The organism is Caulobacter ginsengisoli (assembly GCF_030814835.1).
In the GTDB taxonomy this organism is placed as follows: Bacteria; Pseudomonadota; Alphaproteobacteria; order Caulobacterales; family Caulobacteraceae; genus Caulobacter; species Caulobacter ginsengisoli.
The window spans coordinates 175,919-197,821 of the sequence record NZ_JAUSVS010000009.1 but is presented as its reverse complement, the minus strand read 5'-3'; the positions used below and the strand labels follow the sequence as shown (position 1 = coordinate 197,821).

The 21,903-nt window shown below is 68.4% G+C and carries 24 protein-coding genes; 15 read left to right on the top strand and 9 right to left on the bottom strand.

Features of this window, described 5'->3' with window-relative positions; genetic code table 11:
• Positions 1-10: 10 nt before the first annotated feature.
• Genes QO010_RS19730 through fliI form a run of 3 tightly spaced genes read right to left on the bottom strand, consistent with a single transcriptional unit; the run spans position 11 to position 2,837 of the window.
• Positions 11-1,099, bottom strand: a complete 1,089-nt coding sequence (locus QO010_RS19730) for an endo-1,4-beta-xylanase (RefSeq protein ID WP_307352044.1) — start codon at positions 1,097-1,099, stop codon at positions 11-13.
• A complete protein-coding gene (locus QO010_RS19725; protein ID WP_307352042.1) occupies positions 1,096-1,506 on the bottom strand; it encodes a flagellar FliJ family protein in 411 nt (136 codons plus the stop codon). Before QO010_RS19725 ends, QO010_RS19730 begins: the two co-directional genes overlap by 4 nt.
• Positions 1,503-2,837 (bottom strand): flagellar protein export ATPase FliI, encoded by a 1,335-nt coding sequence (fliI, locus tag QO010_RS19720; protein WP_307352039.1) that lies wholly within the window; start codon positions 2,835-2,837, stop codon positions 1,503-1,505. Before fliI ends, QO010_RS19725 begins: the two co-directional genes overlap by 4 nt.
• 306 nt (positions 2,838-3,143) lie before the next feature.
• On the opposite strand from fliI, the gene ctrA reads away from it, so the two are divergent.
• From ctrA to QO010_RS19675, 9 genes are all read left to right on the top strand, one after another.
• Positions 3,144-3,839: a response regulator transcription factor CtrA gene (ctrA, locus tag QO010_RS19715; protein ID WP_307352037.1), complete on the top strand. Its 696-nt coding sequence runs from the start codon at positions 3,144-3,146 to the stop codon at positions 3,837-3,839.
• A 128-nt stretch (positions 3,840-3,967) separates the two neighbouring features.
• On the top strand, positions 3,968-6,340 hold the full coding sequence (locus QO010_RS19710; RefSeq protein ID WP_307352035.1) for a M20/M25/M40 family metallo-hydrolase: 2,373 nt from the start codon (positions 3,968-3,970) through the stop codon (positions 6,338-6,340).
• A gap of 76 nt (positions 6,341-6,416) precedes the next feature.
• Complete coding sequence (locus tag QO010_RS19705; protein ID WP_307352032.1) at positions 6,417-6,848, top strand: ArsI/CadI family heavy metal resistance metalloenzyme; 432 nt, start codon at positions 6,417-6,419, stop codon at positions 6,846-6,848.
• Between the two features lie 45 nt (positions 6,849-6,893).
• Complete coding sequence (locus tag QO010_RS19700) at positions 6,894-7,250, top strand: ArsR/SmtB family transcription factor (RefSeq protein ID WP_307352030.1); 357 nt, start codon at positions 6,894-6,896, stop codon at positions 7,248-7,250.
• Between the two features lie 7 nt (positions 7,251-7,257).
• On the top strand, positions 7,258-7,764 hold the full coding sequence (locus QO010_RS19695; protein WP_307352028.1) for an arsenate reductase ArsC: 507 nt from the start codon (positions 7,258-7,260) through the stop codon (positions 7,762-7,764).
• Positions 7,754-8,446, top strand: coding sequence for an aquaporin (locus QO010_RS19690; protein ID WP_307352026.1), 693 nt, complete (start codon positions 7,754-7,756; stop codon positions 8,444-8,446). The genes QO010_RS19695 and QO010_RS19690 overlap by 11 nt, the downstream gene beginning before the upstream one ends.
• Positions 8,443-8,982, top strand: a complete 540-nt coding sequence (locus QO010_RS19685; protein ID WP_307352024.1) for an arsinothricin resistance N-acetyltransferase ArsN1 family B — start codon at positions 8,443-8,445, stop codon at positions 8,980-8,982. Before QO010_RS19690 ends, QO010_RS19685 begins: the two co-directional genes overlap by 4 nt.
• Positions 8,979-9,326, top strand: coding sequence for an arsenate reductase (glutaredoxin) (gene arsC, locus QO010_RS19680; protein WP_307352023.1), 348 nt, complete (start codon positions 8,979-8,981; stop codon positions 9,324-9,326). The genes QO010_RS19685 and arsC overlap by 4 nt, the downstream gene beginning before the upstream one ends.
• A gap of 170 nt (positions 9,327-9,496) precedes the next feature.
• On the top strand, positions 9,497-10,864 hold the full coding sequence (locus QO010_RS19675) for a peptidoglycan DD-metalloendopeptidase family protein (RefSeq protein WP_307352021.1): 1,368 nt from the start codon (positions 9,497-9,499) through the stop codon (positions 10,862-10,864).
• 43 nt (positions 10,865-10,907) lie between these two features.
• Here the strand turns inward: QO010_RS19675 and QO010_RS19670 are convergent, their stop codons facing one another.
• The 3 genes from QO010_RS19670 to QO010_RS19660 form a co-directional block, all read right to left on the bottom strand.
• On the bottom strand, positions 10,908-11,909 hold the full coding sequence (locus QO010_RS19670; RefSeq protein WP_307352019.1) for an SRPBCC family protein: 1,002 nt from the start codon (positions 11,907-11,909) through the stop codon (positions 10,908-10,910).
• A gap of 70 nt (positions 11,910-11,979) precedes the next feature.
• Positions 11,980-12,567, bottom strand: coding sequence for a GbsR/MarR family transcriptional regulator (locus QO010_RS19665; RefSeq protein ID WP_307352017.1), 588 nt, complete (start codon positions 12,565-12,567; stop codon positions 11,980-11,982).
• A gap of 82 nt (positions 12,568-12,649) precedes the next feature.
• Entirely contained in the window at positions 12,650-13,744 is a 1,095-nt protein-coding gene (locus tag QO010_RS19660; RefSeq protein ID WP_307352016.1) for a Zn-dependent alcohol dehydrogenase, read from the bottom strand.
• A 159-nt stretch (positions 13,745-13,903) separates the two neighbouring features.
• Between QO010_RS19660 and QO010_RS19655 the strand changes: the two genes are divergently transcribed.
• Both QO010_RS19655 and QO010_RS19650 read left to right on the top strand, forming a co-directional pair.
• Positions 13,904-15,544: a carboxylesterase/lipase family protein gene (locus QO010_RS19655; RefSeq protein WP_307352015.1), complete on the top strand. Its 1,641-nt coding sequence runs from the start codon at positions 13,904-13,906 to the stop codon at positions 15,542-15,544.
• 5 nt (positions 15,545-15,549) lie between these two features.
• Positions 15,550-16,158: a TIGR02466 family protein gene (locus QO010_RS19650; RefSeq protein ID WP_307352014.1), complete on the top strand. Its 609-nt coding sequence runs from the start codon at positions 15,550-15,552 to the stop codon at positions 16,156-16,158.
• Here the strand turns inward: QO010_RS19650 and QO010_RS19645 are convergent, their stop codons facing one another.
• Positions 16,159-16,539: a hypothetical protein gene (locus tag QO010_RS19645; protein ID WP_307352013.1), complete on the bottom strand. Its 381-nt coding sequence runs from the start codon at positions 16,537-16,539 to the stop codon at positions 16,159-16,161. It abuts the gene before it with no gap.
• 173 nt (positions 16,540-16,712) lie between these two features.
• Here QO010_RS19645 and QO010_RS19640 point away from each other — a divergent pair, with 173 nt between their 5' ends.
• Positions 16,713-17,474, top strand: coding sequence for a hypothetical protein (locus QO010_RS19640; protein WP_307352012.1), 762 nt, complete (start codon positions 16,713-16,715; stop codon positions 17,472-17,474).
• Between the two features lie 74 nt (positions 17,475-17,548).
• Here QO010_RS19640 and QO010_RS19635 read toward each other — a convergent pair whose 3' ends face one another.
• Positions 17,549-18,235: a DUF998 domain-containing protein gene (locus QO010_RS19635; protein ID WP_307352011.1), complete on the bottom strand. Its 687-nt coding sequence runs from the start codon at positions 18,233-18,235 to the stop codon at positions 17,549-17,551.
• A gap of 145 nt (positions 18,236-18,380) precedes the next feature.
• On the opposite strand from QO010_RS19635, the gene QO010_RS19630 reads away from it, so the two are divergent.
• The 3 genes from QO010_RS19630 to QO010_RS19620 are packed head-to-tail and all read left to right on the top strand — an operon-like array spanning position 18,381 to position 19,894.
• Positions 18,381-19,001: a YbhB/YbcL family Raf kinase inhibitor-like protein gene (locus QO010_RS19630; RefSeq protein ID WP_307352010.1), complete on the top strand. Its 621-nt coding sequence runs from the start codon at positions 18,381-18,383 to the stop codon at positions 18,999-19,001.
• 51 nt (positions 19,002-19,052) lie between these two features.
• The gene (locus tag QO010_RS19625) at positions 19,053-19,259 is read left to right on the top strand and encodes a flagellar basal body rod C-terminal domain-containing protein (protein WP_307352009.1); all 207 of its coding nucleotides are present in this window, start codon (positions 19,053-19,055) and stop codon (positions 19,257-19,259) included.
• Positions 19,260-19,288: 29 nt separating this feature from the next.
• Positions 19,289-19,894, top strand: coding sequence for a hypothetical protein (locus tag QO010_RS19620; RefSeq protein WP_307352008.1), 606 nt, complete (start codon positions 19,289-19,291; stop codon positions 19,892-19,894).
• 42 nt (positions 19,895-19,936) lie between these two features.
• On the opposite strand, the gene rpoD is transcribed toward QO010_RS19620, so the two are convergent.
• Complete coding sequence (gene rpoD, locus QO010_RS19615; RefSeq protein WP_307352007.1) at positions 19,937-21,886, bottom strand: RNA polymerase sigma factor RpoD; 1,950 nt, start codon at positions 21,884-21,886, stop codon at positions 19,937-19,939.
• Positions 21,887-21,903: the final 17 nt, after the last annotated feature.

Sequence of the window (21,903 nt, the reverse complement as noted above, 5' to 3'; positions counted from 1 at the left end):
CTGCCGACGGCTATCGCCCCTGCAGCGTCCCGGCGACCGCCGCGAAGGCCGGCTTGGGCGCGCCCGCATCATCGAACAGCAGCGGCGCGTCGGACGCATCCTCGCGCTTGAGCCAGGAATCGCTGTCGCGCAGGCCCCACATGGTCAGGGCCAGGCGCTGCTGCGGCGGCAGGCCGACGAAGGCCTCGACCACCTCGTGATAGACCTGGGCCTGCCGCGCGACGGCGACCGGCCTGTTGGCCGGCGCGCCGCGGCCGGGGACGAGCGAGACGTCCAGTTCCGACAGGTGGATCGGCAGGCCAAAGCTGGCCAGCGCCTCGAGGGTTCGGTGCATCGCCCCCTCGGGCAGGCCGGCGGAGATGTGGGTCTGGCAGCCCAGGCCGCCCAGCGGCGCCCCGGCCTTCAGCAGCGTCTCGACCAGGCGCATATAGGCGGCCAGCTTGGCCGGCTTGGTCTCCAGGTCGTAGTCGTTGATCAGCAGCGGGACCGACGGATCGGTAGCATGGGCGACGTCCAGGGCGCGGCGCATGTAGTCGACCTGGCCCAGCTTCTGGCTCCACAGGCAGTCGCGCAAACGCCCGCCCTCGTCGGTGATCGGCTCGTTGATGACGTCCCAGCCATTGGCGATCCCGCGATACCGGCCGACCGTGGCCGTGATGTAGTTGTCGAAGGCCTGGCCGAAGCTGGCCCGGCTCTCGTCCAGGCGGGCGAAGGCGTCGGGGATGTTGGCGTACCAGACCAGGGTGTGGCCCCAGAGCTTCTGGCCGTGGGCCCGGCAGAAGGCGGCGATGGCGTCGGCCCGGTCGAACTGGAACCGGCCGTCCGGCTGGACGACATATTCCATCTTCAGCTCCCACTCGGGGGTCAGCTGGGTGTAATGGCGGGCGGCCAGGGCCGCGAACACCGGGTCGTCGCGCAGCGGTCCGGCCTGCACGGCCGCGCCCATCCCGAACGGGGCGATGGACTTGAGCGCGGGGGGATTGTCCAGGTAGCGCGGGTCGGGCCGCCAGCCGTTGTCCTGGGGCTGGGCCCGGCTGGGGCCGCTACAGCCGGCGAGCGCCAGGCCGGCGCCGATCAGGGCGCGGCGGCTGAGGGTCAATGGCGGATCGCCCGGCGCAGGCCCAGTTCGTCGAGCGCGGCGGTCTCGCGGCGGGCCTCTTCCTTGCGGGCGACCACCTTGGCGCTTTCCGCCACATGCTCGTACTTCTTCAGCGCCTCGAAGGCTTCGGACAGCGCGTCGCGGGCGCCCTCCTCCTCGGTCCCGATCACGGCCAGCTGGGCGTTCAGGGCCGCGCGGCGGATCTTCACGCCCTCACGGAAGCCGGCCATGTAGAAGCCGGCGTCGGCGGTGGCCTGGGCCTGCTGCAACTCGGACTCGGCCTCGGCCTCCAGCACCGCCAGCTTGATCTCGATGTTGGAGCGGCGCTCGACGATCTCGGCGAGGCGCTTCTGCAGCTCCTCGACCTCGAAGTTGGAGATCCGGATAAGCGACTGGGCCCACTTCATGCGGCGCTATCCAGGATGTCGCCCAGGATGGCGAAGCCGGTTTCCAGACTGGTCGCCTCGTCCTTGTCCTGGCCCAGGAAGGCCTCGAGCGGAGCGTTGAGCGCGATGGCCCGGTCGATCTTGGGATCGGCCCCGGCCCGATAGGCGCCGATGCGGATCAGCTCTTCCATGTTGGCGTAGGCGGCCAGGGTCTGGCGGGCGTTGGTGACCAGCACCCGCTCCTCCGGCGTCTGGCAGGCCGGCATGGTCCGCGAGATGGATTTCAGCACATTGATGGCCGGGAAGCGGCCGCGCTCGGCGATGGCCCGCTCCATGACGATGTGGCCGTCTAGAATCCCGCGCACCGCGTCGGCGATCGGCTCGTTATGGTCGTCGCCGTCGACCAGCACCGTGAAGAGGCCGGTGATCGGCCCCGCCGAGGTGCCGTCGGGCCGCACGGGCCCGGGTCCGGCCCGCTCCAGCAGCTTGGGCAGTTCGGTGAAGACGGTGGGGGTATAGCCCTTGGTGGTCGGCGGCTCGCCGGCGGCCAGGCCGATCTCCCGCTGGGCCATGGCGAAGCGGGTGACGCTGTCCATCAGGCAGAGGACTTCCATGTCCTGGTCGCGGAAATACTCGGCGATGGCCATGGTCATGTAGGCGGCCTGGCGGCGTTTCAGGGCCGGCTCGTCGGAGGTGGCGACCACGACCACGGCGCGGGCCAGGCCCTCCGGCCCAAGCGTCTCCTCGATGAACTCGCGCACCTCGCGGCCGCGTTCGCCGATCAGGCCCACGACGACCACGTCGCAGGTGGCCTGGCGGGCCAGCATGGAGAGCAGCACCGACTTGCCGACGCCCGAGCCGGCGAAGATGCCCAGGCGCTGGCCCCGGCAGGTGGTGGTGAAGGCGTTCATGGCCCGAACGCCCAGGTCCAGCCGCGCGCCGACGCGGGCCCGGCTGTGGGCGGCGGGCGGGGCGGCGCGCAGGCTGTAGCCGACCTGGCCCTGAGGCAGCGGCCCCTTGCCGTCGATGGGCTCGCCGAAGCTGTCGACGATGCGGCCCATCCAGGCGCTGGTCGGGCGCACGGCCGCGCCTTCCGGCTGGATGCGGATCTCGGCGCCGGGGGCCACGCCCTCGACCGGACCGAAAGGCATTAACAGGGCGCGGGTCTCGCGGAAGCCGACGACCTCGGCCGCCAGCGGCGTCTGGCCGCGCCTGACGATCTCGGCGCGGGCCCCGACGGCCAGATGAGTCAATCCGCCGCGGGCCTCGATGAGCAGGCCGTTCACCGCCGCGACGCGGCCGGAAACGGTCAGAGGCTCGATACGCTCGACAGCGGCGATAAGGCTACGCAAAGGCTTGAATTCCCGAGGCAGCAAGCGCCTGGGAGCATGTTGGGCCGATGCCCTTAAACAGGTATGAAGGCGGGCTCTGTCAGACGGTCGCAGGGCCGATCACGAAAGATTCATCGGCCCGCCGTCACCCAGCCCAACTTGGGTCGCTTGCTCACCGAATCCAAATCGGCTTAACGATTCGAGCTACGGGCCGTTCACCATTAACCAGTCTTAAATCAGCCTGCCGCCACATTCGGGGCGATTGGGCATCGGAGGCGGATTCCGCCTTGGCAATTTGAATACCGCGGCCGTCGCGGGGAGGGCTGAATGCGCGTTCTGTTGATCGAGGATGATAGCGCCACGGCGCAGACCATCGAACTGATGCTGAAGTCCGAGGGCTTCAACGTCTACACGACGGATCTGGGCGAGGAGGGCGTCGATCTCGGAAAGATCTACGACTACGACCTCATCCTGCTGGACCTCTCCCTGCCCGACATGAGCGGCATGGACGTCCTGCGCACCCTGCGCAACGGCAAGATCAACACCCCGATCATGATCCTGTCGGGCACCACCGAGATCGACACCAAGGTGAAGACCCTCGGCGGCGGCGCCGACGACTACATGACCAAGCCCTTCCACAAGGACGAGATGGTCGCCCGCATCCATGCGGTGGTGCGCAGATCCAAGGGCCACGCCCAGGCCATCATCCAGACCGGCGACATCGCCGTGAACCTGGACGCCAAGACGGTGGAAGTGAACGGCATGCGGGTCCACCTGACCGGCAAGGAATATCAGATGCTGGAGCTGCTCTCGCTCCGCAAAGGGACGACCCTCACCAAGGAGATGTTCCTCAACCACCTCTACGGCGGCATGGACGAGCCCGAGCTGAAGATCATCGACGTCTTCATCTGCAAGCTGCGCAAGAAGCTGGCCACCGCCGCCAACGGCAAGCACCACATCGAAACCGTCTGGGGCCGCGGCTACGTGCTGCGCGACCCGCAGGAACAGCAAGCGGTCGCCTGACCTCAGCCCTCGGCGACTGCCAGATTCGACGAACAGAAACGCCCGCCAGCGATGGCGGGCGTTTTTGTTTTCAGTTGCCCCTATGCCGACACCATGTCTCCCTGCGCCCCCAATAAGGGAGAAAGACCATGGGGCGGAGTGTCTGGCTGCTGGCGGCCATGGTTGGCGGACTTCTCATCGCCTGGCAGGGGACGGTGACGCCGAGGCCCCTGGCGGCCGACGCGCCGGCCGATGTCTTCTCGGCCGGACGGGCGATGAAGGACATCGAGGTCGTCGCCAAAACCCCTCACCCCCTGGGATCGCCGGAAAACGACGCGGTGCGCGACTATCTGGTCGGGCGGATGACGGCGATGGGCCTGGCCCCCCGCGTTCAGGACGCCAGGGCCTTCTTCCAGAACAGCTTCAACGGCGGTCAGTGGGCCATCGGCGGGCGGGTGCGGAACATTATCGGCGTCATTCCGGGCAGGGATCGCAGCGCCCCGGCCATCGCCATCATGGCCCATTACGACAGCGTCCCCGGCTCGCCCGGTGCGGCCGACGACGCCACGGGGGTGGCCAGCGCCCTGGAGATCGCCCGCATCCTCAAGGCCCAGGGGACGCCGGCCCGCGACGTCATCATCCTGATCACCGACGGCGAGGAGGCGGGCCTGCTGGGCGCGCACGCCTTCTTCGAGCAGGACCCGCTGGCCAGGCATGTCGGCCTGGTGCTGAACATGGAAAGCCGCGGCGGCGGCGGTCGGGCCAACATGTTCCAGACCGGGCCGAGGAACGGCGCCCTGATCGGCCTCTTCGCCGAGAACGCCAAGGCCCCGATCTCCAGTTCGCTGGCGGTCTTCCTCTATGAGCACATGCCCAACGACACCGACTTCACGGTGTCCAAGGCGGCCGGGATCACCGGGCTGAACTTCGCCTTCATCGGCCGGCAGTTCGACTATCATTCGCCCAGCTCCACTCCCGCCAACCTGGACCAGGGCTCGGTGCAGCACATGGGCGAGCAGGTGCTGGCCGCCGCCCGGGCCCTGGCCTTCGCCAAGGTCCTGCCAGCCCCGGCGCCCGAGGCCGTCTACAGCCAGACCTTCGGCGACCATGTGCTGGCCTATCCGGCCTGGGTCGGCTGGCTGGTCCTGCTGGCCGCGGTCCTGCTGCTGGTCCGGGCCGTGCGCCCCGGCCACAAGACCGGCGTCGCGCCGCTGGCCACGCTCAAGGGCGTGGGCGGGACCCTCTACATGATCCTGGCCACGGCCCTGATGCTGCATCTGGTGCGCCGGGCCACCGGGGTGGGGTTCGGCTTCCTGGAGATGCGGCCGCTGCTGGCGCAGTGGGGCCTGTGGGAGAGCGTCCTGGCCCTGCTGACCGCCGGGGTCGCCCTGCACGCCGCCTCGGCTCTGGCCAACGGCATCAAGGTGCGCTGGGCGGTGGCCGCCCCGATCGCCGGCGGCGCCCTCTGTTCGCTGTTCGGCGGCTGGGATGTCGTGGGGCTGGGCGTCGGCCTGGCCACGGCCATCCTGGCGGTCAGCTTCCTGGGCAAGCCCCCGCCCCTGGCCAGCGCCTGGCTGGGCGCTCTGGTCCTGGCCCTGCTGGTGGCGCTGGGCCTGCAGATCGCCGCCCCGGCCACCGCCTTCCTGATCGCCTGGCCGCTGCTGCTGGGGGCCTTCATGGCGGCCGTGGGCGCACTGGGCTCCAGCTCGACCCCGATCATCCGCTTCGGCGAGGCGGGACTGATCGCCATCGGCCTGGGCTGGCTGGGCGTCTACTTCCACGGCGTCGCCCAGGGCCTGGACATCCCCGACCTGCTGGCCCTGTTCGGCTTCTTAGGCATGGTCCTGGCCTGGCCGCTGGCCCAGCGGGCCAGCCGCTGGACCGGGCCGGCGCTGATGGCTCTGGGCCTGATCGGCCTTGCCGTGGTGCGCTTCCACAGTCCCTGGACCGAGCGCCACCCTCAGGTCAGCCGGATCGCCTATGTCACCGACCTGAACAGCCACAAGAGCTGGCGGGTCGCCCTCAGCCCCGGCATGGACCCCTGGACCCGCGGCGTGCTGACCGCCGACGGCGGAGCCCTGGGCAAACAGGCCTTCGCGCCCTTCGCCCCGCGCGGAGTTCCCGCCGCGCCCGCCAAGGCTGTCGCCGCCACCCAGCCGGTCATAAACCTGCCGCCCCAGACGGACGGCACGGTCGCGGTGCTGTTCGCCCCGCCCGCCGAAGGCCGGGCCATGAGCCTGGACCTCAGGACCGATGTCGCCGCCACCGATGTCCGCGTCGATGGCCGCCCGGCCAAGCTGCTGGCCAAGCCCGGCCAATGGTCCCACCTCGTCTGGGTGGGCGGCCCCGGCGCCGTCACCTTCAAGCCGGCGGGACCGGGATCGGTGGAAATCCGCTACGGCGCCGAGACCCTGTCCTGGCCGGCCGACGCCAAACCCCTGCCGGCGCGGCCGAAGACCCTGGCCCCCTGGGACAGCTCGGACTCGACCATCGTCATCGGCAGTCTCAAGCAGACCTGGTAGCCGCCAACAGGCCGCTTGACAGCGCCCGCCGAATACGCTTCCTTATTTCCAGATTTCTGGAAATAGGGAACTAACTATGAACCGCCTGCACCTGCATATCGCCGTCGACGATCTGGCCCGCTCGATCGGCTTCTACTCGACCCTGTTCGGCGCGCAGCCCGCCGTCGTGAAGGACGACTACGCCAAATGGATGCTCGACGATCCCCGGGTGAACCTGGCCATTTCCAGCCGTGGCCGCGCGGCGGGAGTCGACCATGTCGGCATCCAGGCCGAGACCGGCGAAGCCCTGGCCGCCATCGCCGCCCGGCTGAAGGCCGCCGGCGAGACCACCTTCGACCAGACCGCCACCACCTGCTGCTACGCCAAGTCGGACAAGAGCTGGGTCACCGATCCGTCGGGTGTGCGCTGGGAGACCTTCCACACCTTCGGCGAAGCGACCCGCTATGGCGAGGACGAGGAACCCGTGGCGACCGCCCCCACCGCGCCCGTGGCCTCGTGCTGCGGGTGAGGGACTGACGCGCACCTGTCACATAAATTCGGCTATTCTCGAATCATGGAACAGACCGACGCCATCGCCGCCCTGTCCGCCCTGGCCCATCCAGGGCGGCTTGGGGCCTTCCGCCTGCTGGTCAAGGCCGGGGCGGCGGGCCTGCCGGCCGGTGAGATCGCCCGGCTGACCGACAGCCGCGCCAACACCCTGTCGACCAATCTTACAATCCTCACCCACGCCGGGCTGGTCAGCTCGCGGCGCGAGGGCCGCTCGATCATCTATGTCGCCGATTACGACAGCATGCGCGACCTGCTGGCCTTCCTGATGGAGGACTGCTGCTCCGGCGAGCCGGCCATCTGCGCCCCGGCCGCCCTGCTGACCGAACAGGCGGCGGCCTGCGGCGCCAAGACTTCCTGCTGAGGGGCCCATGACCGACGTCTTCAACGTGCTGTTCCTGTGCACCGGCAATTCGGCGCGCTCGATCATGGCCGAATGCATCCTCAATCGGCTGGGCGCGGGCCGGTTCAAGGCCTGGTCCGCGGGGTCCATGCCCACCGGCAAGGTCAATCCCCACGCCCTGGCCCTGCTGCAGCGGCTGAACTATTCGACCGAAGGCCTGAAATCGAAGTCGTGGGAAGAGTTCTCCCGGGACAGTCATCCAGACGCGCCCGAACTGAATTTCGTCTTCACCGTCTGCGACAACGCCGCCGGCGAGGTCTGTCCGATCTGGCCCGGCCAGCCGATGACCGCCCACTGGGGCGTGCCCGACCCGGCGGCGGTCGAAGGGTCGGACGCGGAAGTCGCCATGGCCTTCGCCGAGATCTACGGCCAGCTCTATCGGCGCCTCGAACTGTTCGCCGCATTGCCGATCAGGAGCCTGGACACCCTCACCCTGCAGGCCCGCCTGAGCGACATCGGCCGTCATGCCGGTTGAGCCGCCGCCGTTTGGCCCACTCCGCCGCCTGACCGCCGAGTTCCTGGGCTCGCTGCTGCTGGCCGCCGTGGTCATCGGCTCGGGGGTCATGGGCCAGACCCTGGCCGGCGGCAATGTCGCCATCGCCCTGATGGGCAACACCCTGGCCACCGGGGCGGGGCTGGTGGTGCTGATCGTGGTGTTCGGGCCGATCTCCGGGGCGCATTTCAACCCGGCCGTGTCGCTGGTCGCCGCCTTGAATTGCGAACTGACATGGCGCGAGGCCGGCCTCTACGCCCTCGCCCAGATCGCCGGCTGCATCGCCGGGGCCTGGACCGCCCATCTGATGTTCGGCCTGCCGGTCATCCAGGTCTCCACCCACCTGCGCGAGGGGCCGGCCCAGATGTTCAGCGAGGCGGTGGCGACCTTCGGCCTGGTGGCGACCATCCTGGCGAGCGTGCGCCTGCGCCCGGCCCTGACCCCCGCCTGTGTCGGCCTCTACATCACCGCCGCCTATTGGTTCACCGCCTCGACCAGCTTCGCCAACCCCGCCATCACCCTGGCCCGGTCGCTGAGCGACAGCTTCGCCGGTATTGCGCCGCACTCCATTCCGGCCTTTCTGCTGGGCCAAGTCATCGGCGCGCTGACGGCCTGGGCGCTGTTTGGCTGGCTGTTGAAACCCGCGAGACCCGCCACGCCGTGATCATCCGCGACGCCTCCCCGCAAGACGCCCCCGCCGTGGCCGCCATCTACGGCCCCATCGTCCGCGACACCGCCATCAGCTTCGAGACCGAACCGCCGACGCCCGACGAAATGGCCCGCCGCGTCGCCGCCACCCTGCCGGACTTTCCCTGGCTGGCGGCGGAGGAAGACGGCGCCTTCCTGGGCTACGCCTATGCCGGCGCCCATCGCCCAACGGCCTCCTATCGCTGGTCAGCCAATGTCTCGATCTATCTGGCGGAGACCGCGCGAGGCCGCGGGGTCGGCAAGGCCCTCTATCGCGACCTGCTCGCTCGCCTGCGCCGCCAGGGGATCTGCTCGGTGTTCGCCGGCATCGCCCTGCCCAATTCCGCCAGCGTCGCCCTGCACGAATCGGTGGGCTTCGCGCCCGTCGGCGTCTATCGCCGGGTGGGCTACAAGCTGGGCGCCTGGCGCGATGTCGGCTGGTGGGGCCAGAGCCTTGTCGACGACGATTCGCCACCGCCCGAGTTCATTCCGTATCGAGACCTGAGACAATGACCGTCACCATCTTTCACAACCCCGCCTGCGGCACCTCGCGCAACACCCTGGCCCTGATCCGCGAGGCAGGAGTCGAACCGGCCGTGGTGGAATACCTCAAGACCGGCTGGACCAAGGCCCAGCTGCAGGCCCTGCTCAAGCAGATGGGCAAGACCCCGCGCGACGTCCTGCGGGTCGCCGGCACCCCCGCCGAGGACCTGGGCCTGACCGATCCGGCCGCGTCCGACGACGCCATCCTGAGCGCCATGGTCGAGCACCCGATCCTGGTGCAGCGGCCCATCGTCGTGACCCCCAAGGGCGCGGCGCTTTGCCGGCCGGCCGAGACCTGCCAGGCGCTGCTCTGAGCGTTGGTCGAACATTGTTTACCAGGACGTGACATATCGACCGAAGCACTGAATATTGCTTGCGTTTCGCGGGGTCTACCGGGCATGAAACGGCCCGGTGTTTGCTGAGAGGCGTCTCAGCCGTGTCATTTTGAAGCTGTTGCCGCGGCATCGTCAGTGACGGGGAAACGATGCAGGAATTCGATCCGCGACGTCCGACCTACCGCCTGGCTCCGCGCATCGCCGTGGCCATCGCCGGTTTCATCGCGCTGGGTCTGGGCTGGCGGCTGACCGCCGGCGACGACCTGCCCGCCGTGCCGCCGCTGGATCCCGCCGCCCTCACCTCGCTGCAGCACGCCGCCTTCGCCAGCGCCGAGGCCATGCCCGGCTTCGACCGTGGCGTCAGCGTCCCCGTCACCGTCCGCCCGGGCGAGACCATGGAGGCCGCCGTCGGCCGCGCCGGGGTCGGTCCCGAGGACGCCCGCCGGGCGGTCCAGGCCCTGAGCCAGGCCACCGACATCGTCAACATCAAGGCCGGCATGGCCTTCGTCGCCGCCATCGCCAAGCCGCGCCAGAGCCGAGGCCCCGCCCGGCTGATCGGCCTCTCCATGCGCACCGGCCCGGCCAGCGCCATCACCCTGTCTCGCACCTTCGACGGCGCGCTTCGCCTGCGCGAGCTGCAGGAGAAGGTCACCGCCGAGACCACGGTCGCCTGCGGTGAGATGGAAGGCTCGCTCTACGAGAGCGCCAGCCGCGCCGGCGCCAGCCCCGCCATCATCAGCCAGGCCAGCCAGCTGTTCGGCCACAAGCTGGACTTCACCCGCGACATCAAGTCGGGCGACGAGTTCTGCCTGGTGTTCAATCGCAAGGTCACCGAAAGCGGCCGCACGGTCGAGGCCGGCGACCTGCAGTACGCCGAGGTCAAGGGCCAGCGCTTCTACGGCTTCAAGCGCGGCGGGACGATCGAGTTCTTCGATGCGCTGGGCCAGAACATCAAGGGCTTCCTGCTGCGCACCCCGGTCGACGGCGCGCGGATCACTTCCCTCTTCGGCATGCGCCGCCACCCGGTGCTGGGCTACACCCGCGCCCACCAGGGCGTGGACTTCGGAGCCGGGACCGGCACCCCGATCCTGGCGGCCGGCGACGGCGTCATTCTCGAAGCCCGCCGCTGGGGCGGCTATGGCAACTGGCTGCGCATCCGTCACAACGGCGGCTGGGACACCGGCTATGGCCACATCTCGCGCTATGCCCCGGGCATCCGGCCGGGCGTTCGGGTCCGGCAGGGCCAGGTCGTCGCCTATGTCGGGGCCACCGGCGTGGCGACCGGCCCGCACCTGCACTACGAGGTCTGGTTCAAGGGCGTTCGGGTCAACCCGATCGGCGCCAAGGTCCCGCAGGGCACCATCCTGGAAGGCCGCGAGCTGGTCGACTTCCGCCTGGCCAAGGCCCGCATCGACGGCATGCTGGGCGGCGCCCGCCCCGCCGACGACAAGAGCGAAACCCCCAAGCTGGCCCAGGTCGACTTCGACCGCGCGGCCAAGGCGCGGCTGCGGCGGTAGCAGAAGAGGGACCAGGGATTAGGGATTAGCTAGCCCCTAGCCCCTAGCCCCTTCGATGCGCCGCCTCTGACCGGTTCTTGATGATCGTCAGGATGTTGTCCTCGGTATCCCCCAGCAGCAGCTCGCCCCATAGCCGGGCGTAGAGGTTGACGTGGGTCCTGGCGAAATAGCGGGTGCGAAGGGTCAGTTCGCTGGTGTCCGCCGAGATCCGACGGATCGTGTAGTCGCCGGACTCCACCTTCAGAAACTCGCCATCGGGCGAGATGTGCTTGTCGGTGTAGTCCTGCAGCGAGCTGTTGGAAAAGCGGAAGCGCCAGCCGAGCCGGCGGCCGGGCGCCCATTGGGTGATCCGCTCCTCGAAATTGATGTTGTCGCCCCAGTAGGCGGTACGCACCGCGCCAACGCCGGCGCCGGCCATGACGGTGGCGCGCGGACGGGCCAGGCCGATAATGTTGTGGGTGATGGTCCAGCGTCCCTCACGCGGACTGATCGAGGGGTTGGAAACCGCATAAGGCCAGATCTCGTCGGGCGTGGCCTGGATCAGGATGCTGCGGGTCAGTTCGACCTGCTCGCTCGGACGCGGAATCTGCGCCTCCGCCAGGCCGGCGATCAGCGGGATGATCAGCAGGCTGGACTGCAACGTGTTGCGGCCTGTCCCGCGTCGGCGCTGCCCCCGCATCAGGAAGGCGCCGATCCATCCAAAGGCGATCCAGATGGGAGAAATCATCAGCAGGCAGATGACACCCTCATGCAGGACCAGGGCCGAGCCCACATCGACGAGCCCAATCAGCACCACCGGAACCAGCCAGTAGAAAGCGTCTCCCCGTTTCTGGTCCGGATCGCCGAAATAGCAGATCAGCGCGCAGAGCATGGCGGGCAGCATGGCCAGGAACCAGAAGCTGGCCAGCCAGGCGCTCGCGGAACTGGAAAAATTGAGCAGCAGGTAGGTGCTGAGGGCAATCGCAAGGGCCAGGGCGAAGGCCGAGAGAAGACGCCCGGTCGGGCGGCGCCTGGGCGTCCTGGTGGGCCGTGTGTCTTGTTGCATCCTGTTCCCCTCAGTCACTTCAAACGGGCAATTCTGTAATTACAGAAATAAATGGCGAAATTTTTTGCCGTCAGTCGGCCTCGCCGCCCCCACGCGGCTTACCGCTGACCAGGTTCAGCAGGCCCACCACCTTGGCGCCCATGCGGATCAGCCGCATCAGGACCTCGGGCGGCACCTGCAGCATCTGCTGGTACCAGCTGTCCACGGTGGTCACGAATTCATGCATGTTGCGCAGGCGGCTCTTCACCTGGGGGCTGACGCCCGCGCTGTTGTCTTCCAGATGCGCCATGGCGTCCTTGATCGCGGCGACCATCGGATCGATCTCCCGCGCCTTGCGGCCCTGGGCCACCTTGGTGGCCATCTGCCAGAGATCGGTCTCGGCCACGTAATGATCGCGCCGGTCGCCCAGGACAGGCGTGCGGTGGATCAGCTTCCAGGCCATCAGTTCCTTGAGGCTGTTCGACACGTTCGAACGCGCCATGCCCAGGGTCTCGGAGATTTCCTCGGCGGTGAGCGGGGAATCGCTCAGGAACAGCAGGGCCTGGATCTGGGCGACAGACCGGTTGACCCCCCATTGGCCGCCAAGATCGCCCCAGCGCAGGACGATCTCCTCCACGGCGGGAGGCAGCTTGCGCGCCTGATCGGTTATTTCTGTCATGACAGAATTAGCCGCCGATCACTCGTCGCTGTCAAGGCGTGGCGGCAGACCCGGCCCCTGATCGGGGCCGGGCGCGCTGATGTTAGTGATCGAAGACGATGACCGAGCGGGCCAGTTCGCCGGTCTTCAGTTCCTCCAGCGCCTCGTTGACGCCGGTGAGCGGAATACGGCGGCTGATCATCTCGTCGAGCTTCAGCTTGCCCGACATGTAGAAGTCCACGAACCGCGGCATGTCGACCGGGAAGCGGTTGGAGCCCATCAGGCTGCCCTGGATGCGCTTTTCGCCCAGGAAGTCGGCGCCATGCAGCTCGATCGTCGTGCCGACCGGGATCATGCCGATGATGTTGGCCGTGCCGCCCCGGCGCAGCATGCGGAAGGCCTGCTCGGCGGTCTGTTTCAGGCCGATGGCCTCGAAGCTGTGGTGCACGCCGCCGCCGGTCAGGTCCATGACCGCCTTGACCGGATCGTCGGCCGAGGCGTCGATGACGTCGGTGGCGCCGAAATGCTTGGCCAGGTTCAGCTTGGAGCCGATCCGGTCGATGGCGATGATCCGCCCCGCGCCCGCGATGGCCGCGCCGTTGATCGCCGCCAGGCCCACCCCGCCGCAGCCGATGACCGCCACGGTCTCGCCGGCCCGCACATTGCTGGTGTGGATCACCGCGCCCACGCCCGTGGTCACCGAGCAGCCGATCAGGGCCGCCACGTCCAGCGGCATGTCGCGGCGGATGGCCACGCAGGCATGCTCGTGGATCAGCATCTGCTCGGCGAAGGACGACAGGTTCAGGAACTGGTTCATCGTCGAGGCGCCGGCGTCCTCGCGGAACAGGCGCGGCTCATCGCCCTTGCCCCGCTTGGTGTCGGGACTGGTGCAGAGGCTCATATGGCCCGTCAGGCAGACCTCGCAGTGGCCGCAATAGGCCGACAGGCAGGTGATGACATGGTCGCCCACCTTGACGGTGCGCACTTCCGAGCCGACCTGCTCGACGACCCCGGCGCTCTCGTGGCCCAGCACGGCCGGTAGCGGGAAGGGATACTTGCCTTCGACGAAGTGCAGGTCCGAGTGGCAGACCCCGGCGGCGGCCGTGCGGATCAGCACCTCGTGGGGACCGGGCTTGCCGATCTTGACGTCCTCGATCTGAAGCGGCTTGCCCACTTCGCGCAGAACGGCGGCCTTCATGCTTAGTCCCTCCCGGATTTTGTTGCCGGCAAGTTATCGCCGTTCAGGCGGGAAGCGAAAGGGCCCTTGTCGGCTGGCAGGCGAGAATTCTCGACGAAGGGGGCGCCGGGGGATACCGTGGTTTCGAAGACTTTCCACCGATTTGGGGCGGAGGCGAGCATGACCGACACCACAGCGTTCGACCGCCGCCATCTGCTGGGCCTGGGCGCGTCGCTAGGCGTTGGGCTTCTGGGTCCGACGGTCGCCCGCGCGCGAACTGCGCCCCCAATGGCTCAGGTCATCACGCCGAAGGGGACGATCCTCGGCGGCGTCAACGGCCCTGAACCCGGCGTTTCCGTCCAGGTTTTCGAGGGCATTCCCTATGCCGAGCCCCCGACGGGCGACCGCCGCTTTGCGCCGCCTGTCCCCAAGGCGGGCTGGTCTGGACGCCTCCAAGCCGTCAAGTTCGGCGCGCCGGCCATCCAGATGCCCAGCCCCTCGGCCGCCGCCCCGACCAGCGAGCTGGGCAAGGCGCTGCAGACCATCTTCCCCACCGCCGCCGAGGTCGCCGCGCAGAGCGAGGACTGCCTCTACCTGAACGTCTGGACGCCGGATGCGAGCAAGCAGCGCAAGCGTCCGGTCATGGTCTGGCTGCACGGCGGCGGCTTCGCCTACGGCTCAGGGGCCTGGCCGATCTATGACGGGACCAACTTGGCCGGTCGTGGCGACGTGGTGGTGGTGAGCCTCAACCACCGCCTCAACGTCTTCGGCTATCTCGACCTGCCGGGCGTCAAGGGCAGCGGCAATGCCGGCATGCTCGACATCGTCATGGCGCTCAGTTGGGTGCGGGACAATATCGCTCTGTTTGGCGGCGATCCCGGCAACGTCACCATCTTCGGCGAGAGCGGCGGCGGGGCCAAGGTCAGCTACCTGCTGGCCATGCCGGCCGCCAAGGGCCTGTTCCATAAGGCGATCATCGAGAGCGGCCCCGGCGTGCGCGCCGTGCCGGCCGAGCGGGCGGCCAATCTGCGCAAGGACCTGCTGGCCGAGCTAGGCGTCGCCGAGGGCGATGTCGCGGCCCTGCGCGCCCTGCCCTATCAGCAGATCATCGCCGCCGCCTACAAGGCCGAGGCCAAGCAGCCGGGCGCCGGCTTCGACCGCTCGGGGTTCTCCCCCGTGGTCGATGGCGACATCCTGCCCGCCCAGCCCTGGGATCCCAAGGCCCCGGCGATCAGCGCCAACGTGCCGGTGATGATCGGCATCAACAAGGACGAGATGACCCTGTTCCTGGCCTCGGCCCCCTGGTTCGGCAGGCTGGACGAGGCGGGCCTGATGACCCAGGCCAAGAACCTGTTCGGCGACAAGGCCATGGCCGTGGTGGCGGCGCTGAAGGCCGACTTCCCCGACTATTCGCCCACCTATCTGGCCGCCAACCTGATCACCTATGGCCGGATGTTCGCCGGCTCTGTGCAGATCGCCACCCGCAAGGCCGACCAGCACCGCGCCCCGGCCTACGCCTACCTGCTGGAATGGGAGACCCCGGTCGGCCCGTTCAAGTCGCCCCACACCCTGGAAATCCCGCTGGTCTTCGACAATGTCGACAAGGCGCGGGTCCTGGTCGGCGAGGGCCCCGCGCCGCAGGTGCTGGCCAAGCAGATGAGCGCCGCCTGGCTGGCCTTCGCCAGGACGGGCGATCCCAACAACAGCCTGCTGCCCGCCTGGCCGGCCTATGACGCCGAAAAGCGGGCGACCATGGTGTTCAACCTGACCAGCCGCGTGGTCGACGATCCCTATGCAGCGACGCGGCGGGCGGTTACCTGAGGGGCATGGCCCTTCGCTCCCTCTTCGTCACCCGCCTCTATGAAGACCAGCTCGGCGACGAGGCCCTGCTGGAGGACCTGCTGGACGCCACCGCCCTGCTGGCCGGCGAGGACACGGCCGGCCAGGCCTGGTGCAAGGCCAACCGCTACCCCGGCTACACCTCCTACGCCTCGCTGGACGACCTGCCCAAGCGGATGACCGCCTTTGGCCGGCTCAAGCGCAAGCTGGACCGCCACGCCGCCGCCTTCGCCGAGGCGCTGGCCATGGACCTCAAGGGCCGGCCCCTCACCCTCGACAGCCTGTGGGTCAATGTCCTCAAGCCCGGCGGCTTCCACAGCGGCCACATCCACCCCCACAGCGTGCTGAGCGGGACCCTCTACCTGGAAGTCCCGCCCAGGGCCTCCGCCCTCAGGCTGGAAGACCCCCGCCTGCCGCTGATGATGGCGGCCCCGAATCGCAAGACGGACGCGCCGGAGGACAGCCAGTCCTTCGTCTATGTGACGCCGGAAGCGGGCACGGTGCTGATGTGGGAGAGCTGGCTGCGCCACGAGGTGCCGGCTAACGGCGCGCGGTCCGAACGGGTGTCGGTCAGCTTCAACTACGCCTGGCGGTAGCTAGTGCAATTTACGCGGCTCCGGCTTGTCGTCATCGTCATCGGCGACGTGCAGGCTGTGCATCACCCGATGGAGAATCGGGGCCAGGACCAGGCCCGAGGCGCCCACCAGCACCAGGCCGCTGTAGAGGGCGTACATCCCCGCGAACCACTTGCCGGCCACCGTCTCCAGCGGGGCCAGCGGGCCCATCCCCGAGGCGATCATCGCGGCGTTGGCGAAGGCGTCCAGCCAGCTCATGTGTTCGGTGTAGTGATAGCCGGCCATGCCGCCGACCACCGACACCCCGATGATGATCAGGGAGACGACGCCGTTCCCCACCAGCCGCATCAGGAAGACGCCGCGCGAGGCCAGGGGCTCGCCTTTGCGCTCGTATCGGATCATGCTGGCTGCTCCACACGCCGGTCGGGGCGTCAGTGTGGACCAGTATCGGTCCGCTGAAAATTCGCCTGAACAAATCCGATATTCGCGCTCAGGCGCCGTTCATCGAGACCCCTGTTATCTGATTGCGACGGGCCAACACCGGTCCCGCCAACTCAAACCCAGGGAGGCTGTAAATGAACAAGACGTCGCTTCTTCTGTCGGGGGCCGGCATCGCCGGCCTTCTGGCTCTCGCCGCGCCGGCCACGGCCAGCGCCACCGAAATCAACTGCCCGGCCAGCCAGGTCCGGCGCGAGATCACCACCCCGCTGCCCGGCGGCTGGTGGAACACCCCCATCGTCGAGTCGCTCAGCGATACGCAGGTCATCAATATCGGCGGAACGCCGGCCCTGCAGTGCCGCTACGGCGCCGCCGGTTCGATCCAGCGCAACGCCCCTCCGGGACAGGTCTGCACCTCGCGGCCCGGCGGCTTCAGCTGCCACTTCCCGGGCTGGCCTGGCCCGGGTGGCCCCGGCGGTCCGGGTGGGCCTGGCGGTCCGGGCGGCCCCGGCGGCGGTTGGCCTCCGATTCCGGTTCCGGTTCCCGTCACCTTCTCCACCGGTCCGGTGACCCTGCAGCAGACCTACCAGGTCAATTTCGACAACGGCAACGTTGGCGCGGCCGGGGCGGACCTGTGGTTCCACGCCGTGGATCCGACCCACATGTATCTGGCGCCGATCAACGGGGCCAAGATCGCGGTGGGCGACCGCAGCAACCGCGGCTTCGCCGGCTGCTCGGTGGCCAGCTACACCACCGCCCAGGTCCCGCTCTACGCGGTCCCGGTCGGCAGCTACATCTGCATGAAGCTGAACAGCGGCCGCATCAGCCAGTTCCGGGTCAACGGCATCAACGCCGGCTACCCCAAGGTTCTGCAGCTGGGCTACACCACCTGGCAGTAGTCCCCAGGGACTAGCCTACGAAAAGGGCCCCGGAGCGGCGACGCTCCGGGGCCCTGATCGTTTTGCAGTGGGTGTCAGTCCGAGAAGGTGGTGACGCTGGTGCGGCTCAGGTTGGCCGCGCGGCGGGCGCGGGCGTCCAGGCTGCCGGCCAGGGCCAGGCCCATCAGGCCCAGCCACGGCACGATGGTCAGCGAGTAGGCGAACTGCCACAGGCCGGCCTTGTCGGCCGTGACGATGGGCCCGACCGTCTGTTTCAGCATGGCGGCGACCTGCGGGATCCAGTTCATCATCACCGCCAGCAGGGCCAGGCCCGCCAGGAAGGAGAGGGTGAGCAGGCCCTTGAAGCCGCTGACGTCGCTGCGTCCGCCCAGCGCCCAGAGCAGGAACAGCGGGGCGGCGTGGATGGCCAGGCCCATGGCCTGCATCAGCTTGGGATCGGTGGTGGAATGCAGCCCCCCCATGATCATCCACACGCCCCAGCCGGCGATGCACAGGCTGGCCAGGATGGCCGACAGCATGCCGGCCCCCAGCCGGCGCATGGCCAGCAGGCCCGTCAGGGCCAGCAGCACGGCCAGGCCGCCGACGGCGATCATGGCGTCGGCGAAGATCTTGGCGGTCGGGGCGCCGGCCTTGCCCAGTTCATCGAAGGATTGGGCCATGTAGTTGAAGCCGGGCGTGGTCAGCGCGCCCCAGACGATCACACCGTAATAGATAACGGGGATCAGGGCCCCCAGCCGCAGCAGCAAAGAAATCGGGTTCATAGGGCCCCTTCCCCCAGTGGTCTTATGGTCTTGGGACCGGAAGCTGGCTTGCCGAGCCTCTCACGTCAACTTAGGTCGCGTGTTTGGCGAGGAACCCGCCCGTTACTGGCCCGCTGTTGCAGGGTCGGGTCGATGGAGAAACCCCATGCTCAAAGCCCCTCTCCTGCTCACCATCGCCGTCGCCCTGGCGGCCTGCGGCAAGCCCGCCGCGACCGCCGCCGTCCCGCCGGCCCCGCCGCCCGTCCAGGTCATCAAGCCGGCCAAGCCGCTGGCGCTGAACCTTGCCCCGGCCCTGTCGGCCATCCCCCTGCCGGTCAGCAGCACCGCCCTCGGGGCCGGCCAGCGGCTGGCGGACCGCAACAGCGGCTATCATGACAACCTCTCCCCGCCCCTGGCCTGGGGCTCCACCGGCGGGGTGCAGAGCTGGGTGGTGATCGTCGAGGATCCCGACGCCAACCGGCCCGAGCCCTTCGTCCACTGGCTGGCCTGGAACCTGCCGGCCAAGACCCGCAGCCTGCCCGAGGGCCTGACCGCCGCCACCGCTCCGCCGGGGATGAAGCAGGGCTTCAACAGCGGCCTCGGCCTCGGCTGGTTCGGGCCCAAGCCGCCGAAGGGGACGGGCGACCATCACTACCACTTCCAGGTCTTCGCCCTGGACACTGTCCTCAACCTGCCGCCCACCGCCGGCCGCAGCGGCGTCGTGGCCGCGATGAAGGGGCATGTCCTGGCCAGCGGCGAGGCGATCGGGGTCTATTCCGCGCCCTGATTCACCATGCTTGGTCGCGATGGCTTAAGGGCGAGGGTTCAGTCTGACCGCATGGACGCCCTCTCCATCGCCAGCGCCGGCTTGACCCGCGCCACCGACCGGTTCACCGCCAGCGCCGTGCGCATGGTCGCGCCGGACGCCGACCTTGGCCGCGAAGTCGTCGAACAGGTCCAGGCCAAGACCGACTTCAAGGCCAACCTCGCCGTCATCAAGGCGGCCGACGAGATGACCGGGACTCTGCTGGATATGTTGGCTTAAGCTCCGCCCGTCTAACGGGAGGCCGCGCCATGTTCGTCATCACCGTGCTGGGCAAGCAGGTCCCCTGCCTGTTCGATTCCTCGATCACCGACCAGGCCAAGCTGCACGGCGCCGCCTCCGACGTCGTCGAGATGGCCAACCGCATCAACGCCGCCCAGTGGTCGGACGCCCAGCGCAAGGCCTTCCTGGGGACCGACCGGATCATCTTCTTCGAGAAGGTCATGTGGCACGGCGCGGCGATGACCCGGCCGTTCATGGACCAGGAGGCGGCCACCTTCTACTGGGAGATCGACGAGTTCCTGACCGACGGCATCGACGGCCCGAGGCGCCCGACCTTCTTCTTCCACGACTGCTGGCACCTGGCCCAGTACCGCAGCCACGGCGGCCCGGCCAAGGACCTGAAGGACGAGGTCGATCGCGAAGTCGACGCCACCGACCGCCAGATCGAATGCGCCACGGTCCTGGGCTGCGACAAGCCCTTCCTCGACTACCTCACGGCCTATCGCAATGACCGGGGGGCCATCGAGACGCGGATCGGGGCGGGGTACGAGCCGGGGGCCAAGAGCAAGGACTGCTGCAAGGTCCAGGCGCCGCCCAAGCCGAAGAAGACGAAGTGGCGGTGGCCGTTTGGATAAAGCCGGCTCCTCTCCTCGTTAGAGGAGAGGAGCCGTGTCGCGCTAGCTGTCCAGGAAGCTCCGCAGCTTCCGCGACCGCGACGGGTGCTTCAGCTTGCGCAGGGCCTTGGCCTCGATCTGCCGGATGCGCTCGCGGGTCACCGAGAACTGCTGGCCGACTTCCTCAAGGGTGTGGTCGGTGTTCATGCCGATGCCGAAACGCATGCGCAGCACCCGCTCCTCGCGCGGCGTCAGGCTGGCCAGCACGCGGGTGGTGGTCTCCCGCAGGTTGGACTGGATGGCCGCGTCGATGGGCAGGACCGCGTTCTTGTCCTCGATGAAGTCGCCCAGGTGCGAGTCTTCCTCGTCGCCGATCGGGGTCTCGAGGCTGATCGGTTCCTTGGCGATCTTCAGGACCTTGCGGACCTTTTCCAGCGGCATGGCCAGCTTCTCGGCCAGTTCTTCCGGGGTCGGTTCGCGGCCGATCTCGTGCAGCATCTGGCGGCTGGTGCGGACGATCTTGTTGATCGTCTCGATCATGTGCACCGGGATGCGGATGGTCCGGGCCTGGTCGGCGATCGAGCGGGTGATCGCCTGGCGGATCCACCAGGTGGCGTAGGTCGAGAACTTGTAGCCGCGACGGTATTCGAACTTATCGACCGCCTTCATCAGGCCGATATTGCCCTCCTGGATCAGGTCCAGGAACTGCAGGCCGCGGTTGGTGTATTTCTTGGCGATGGAGATGACGAGGCGCAGGTTGGCCTCGACCATTTCCTTCTTGGCCTGGCGGGCTTCGCGTTCGCCCTTCTGCACGGTCTGGACGATGCGGCGGTAGTCGTCGATCGGCACGCCGGTTTCGGTGGCCAGGGCGGCGATCTCGGTGCGGATGTCGCCGATCGAGCCGGCGTCGTTCTCGGCGAACTTGGTCCAACGCACGCCCAGGCTTTTGACGATGTCGGTCCAGGTCGGGTTCAGCTCGCTGCCCAGATAGGCCTTGAGGAACTCGGCGCGGCTGATGCCATAGCTGTCGGCCAGGCGCAGCAGCCGGCCTTCCAGCGCCATCAGGCGGCGGTTGATCGCATAGAGCTGGTCGACCAGGGCCTCGATGCGGTTGTTGTTCAGCTTCAGGGTCTTCAGCCGGGTGACGATGGCGCTGCTGGCCGCGTCGTAGGACTTGCGGTCTTCGTCCTTGAGGTCCTGGCCCTTGAGGCGGCGCTCGACCAGCTTCTCCTGCAGGCGGCGGAAGGCGTCGAAGTCGCCGGCGATGGCGTCCAGGGTCGCCATGACCCCGTCGCGCAGCTCGGCCTCCATGGCGCTGACCGTGGGGCCGGCGCCGTCGTCGAAGTCGTCGTCGTCTTCCTCGCCCTCGGCCTTGGGCTCGGCGCCTTCTTCAGGTTCGGCGGCCGGCTCGGGCGGCGGCTGGTCCTCGACCGGGATGACGGGATTGAGGCCGCCATAGGTCTGCTCCAGGTCGATGACCTCGCGCAGCAGGATGCGGCCGGTGCCCAGTTCTTCGCGCCAGACCATGATGGCCTCGAAGGTCAGGGCGCTTTCGCACAGGCCCCGGATCATGGTGTCGCGGCCGGCCTCGATCCGCTTGGCGATGGCGATCTCGCCCTCGCGCGACAGCAGCTCGACGCTGCCCATTTCGCGCAGATACATCCGCACCGGATCGTCGGTGCGGTCATAGGCGGGCTTGGACTCGGCGTCGGTGGCGACGGCGGTCTCTTCGCGGTTGGCGACTTCGGAGCCCTCGGCGGCCTCGCCGTCCTCTTCGGCCTCGACGACGTTGACGCCCATCTCCGAAAGCATGGCCAGGGTGTCTTCGATCTGCTCGGAGGTGACTTCCTCGCTGGGCAGCACCTTGTTCAGCTCGTCCATGGTGACGTAGCCGCGGGTCTTGGCCTGCTTGATGAACTTCTTGACCCCGGCATCGGTCAGGTCGAGCAGCGGGCCGTCCTTCTCGGGGGCTTCAGCGGCTTCGGGCGTCTCGGTCGCGGTATTGGTGCTCATCAAGCTCTCCGGCGAAG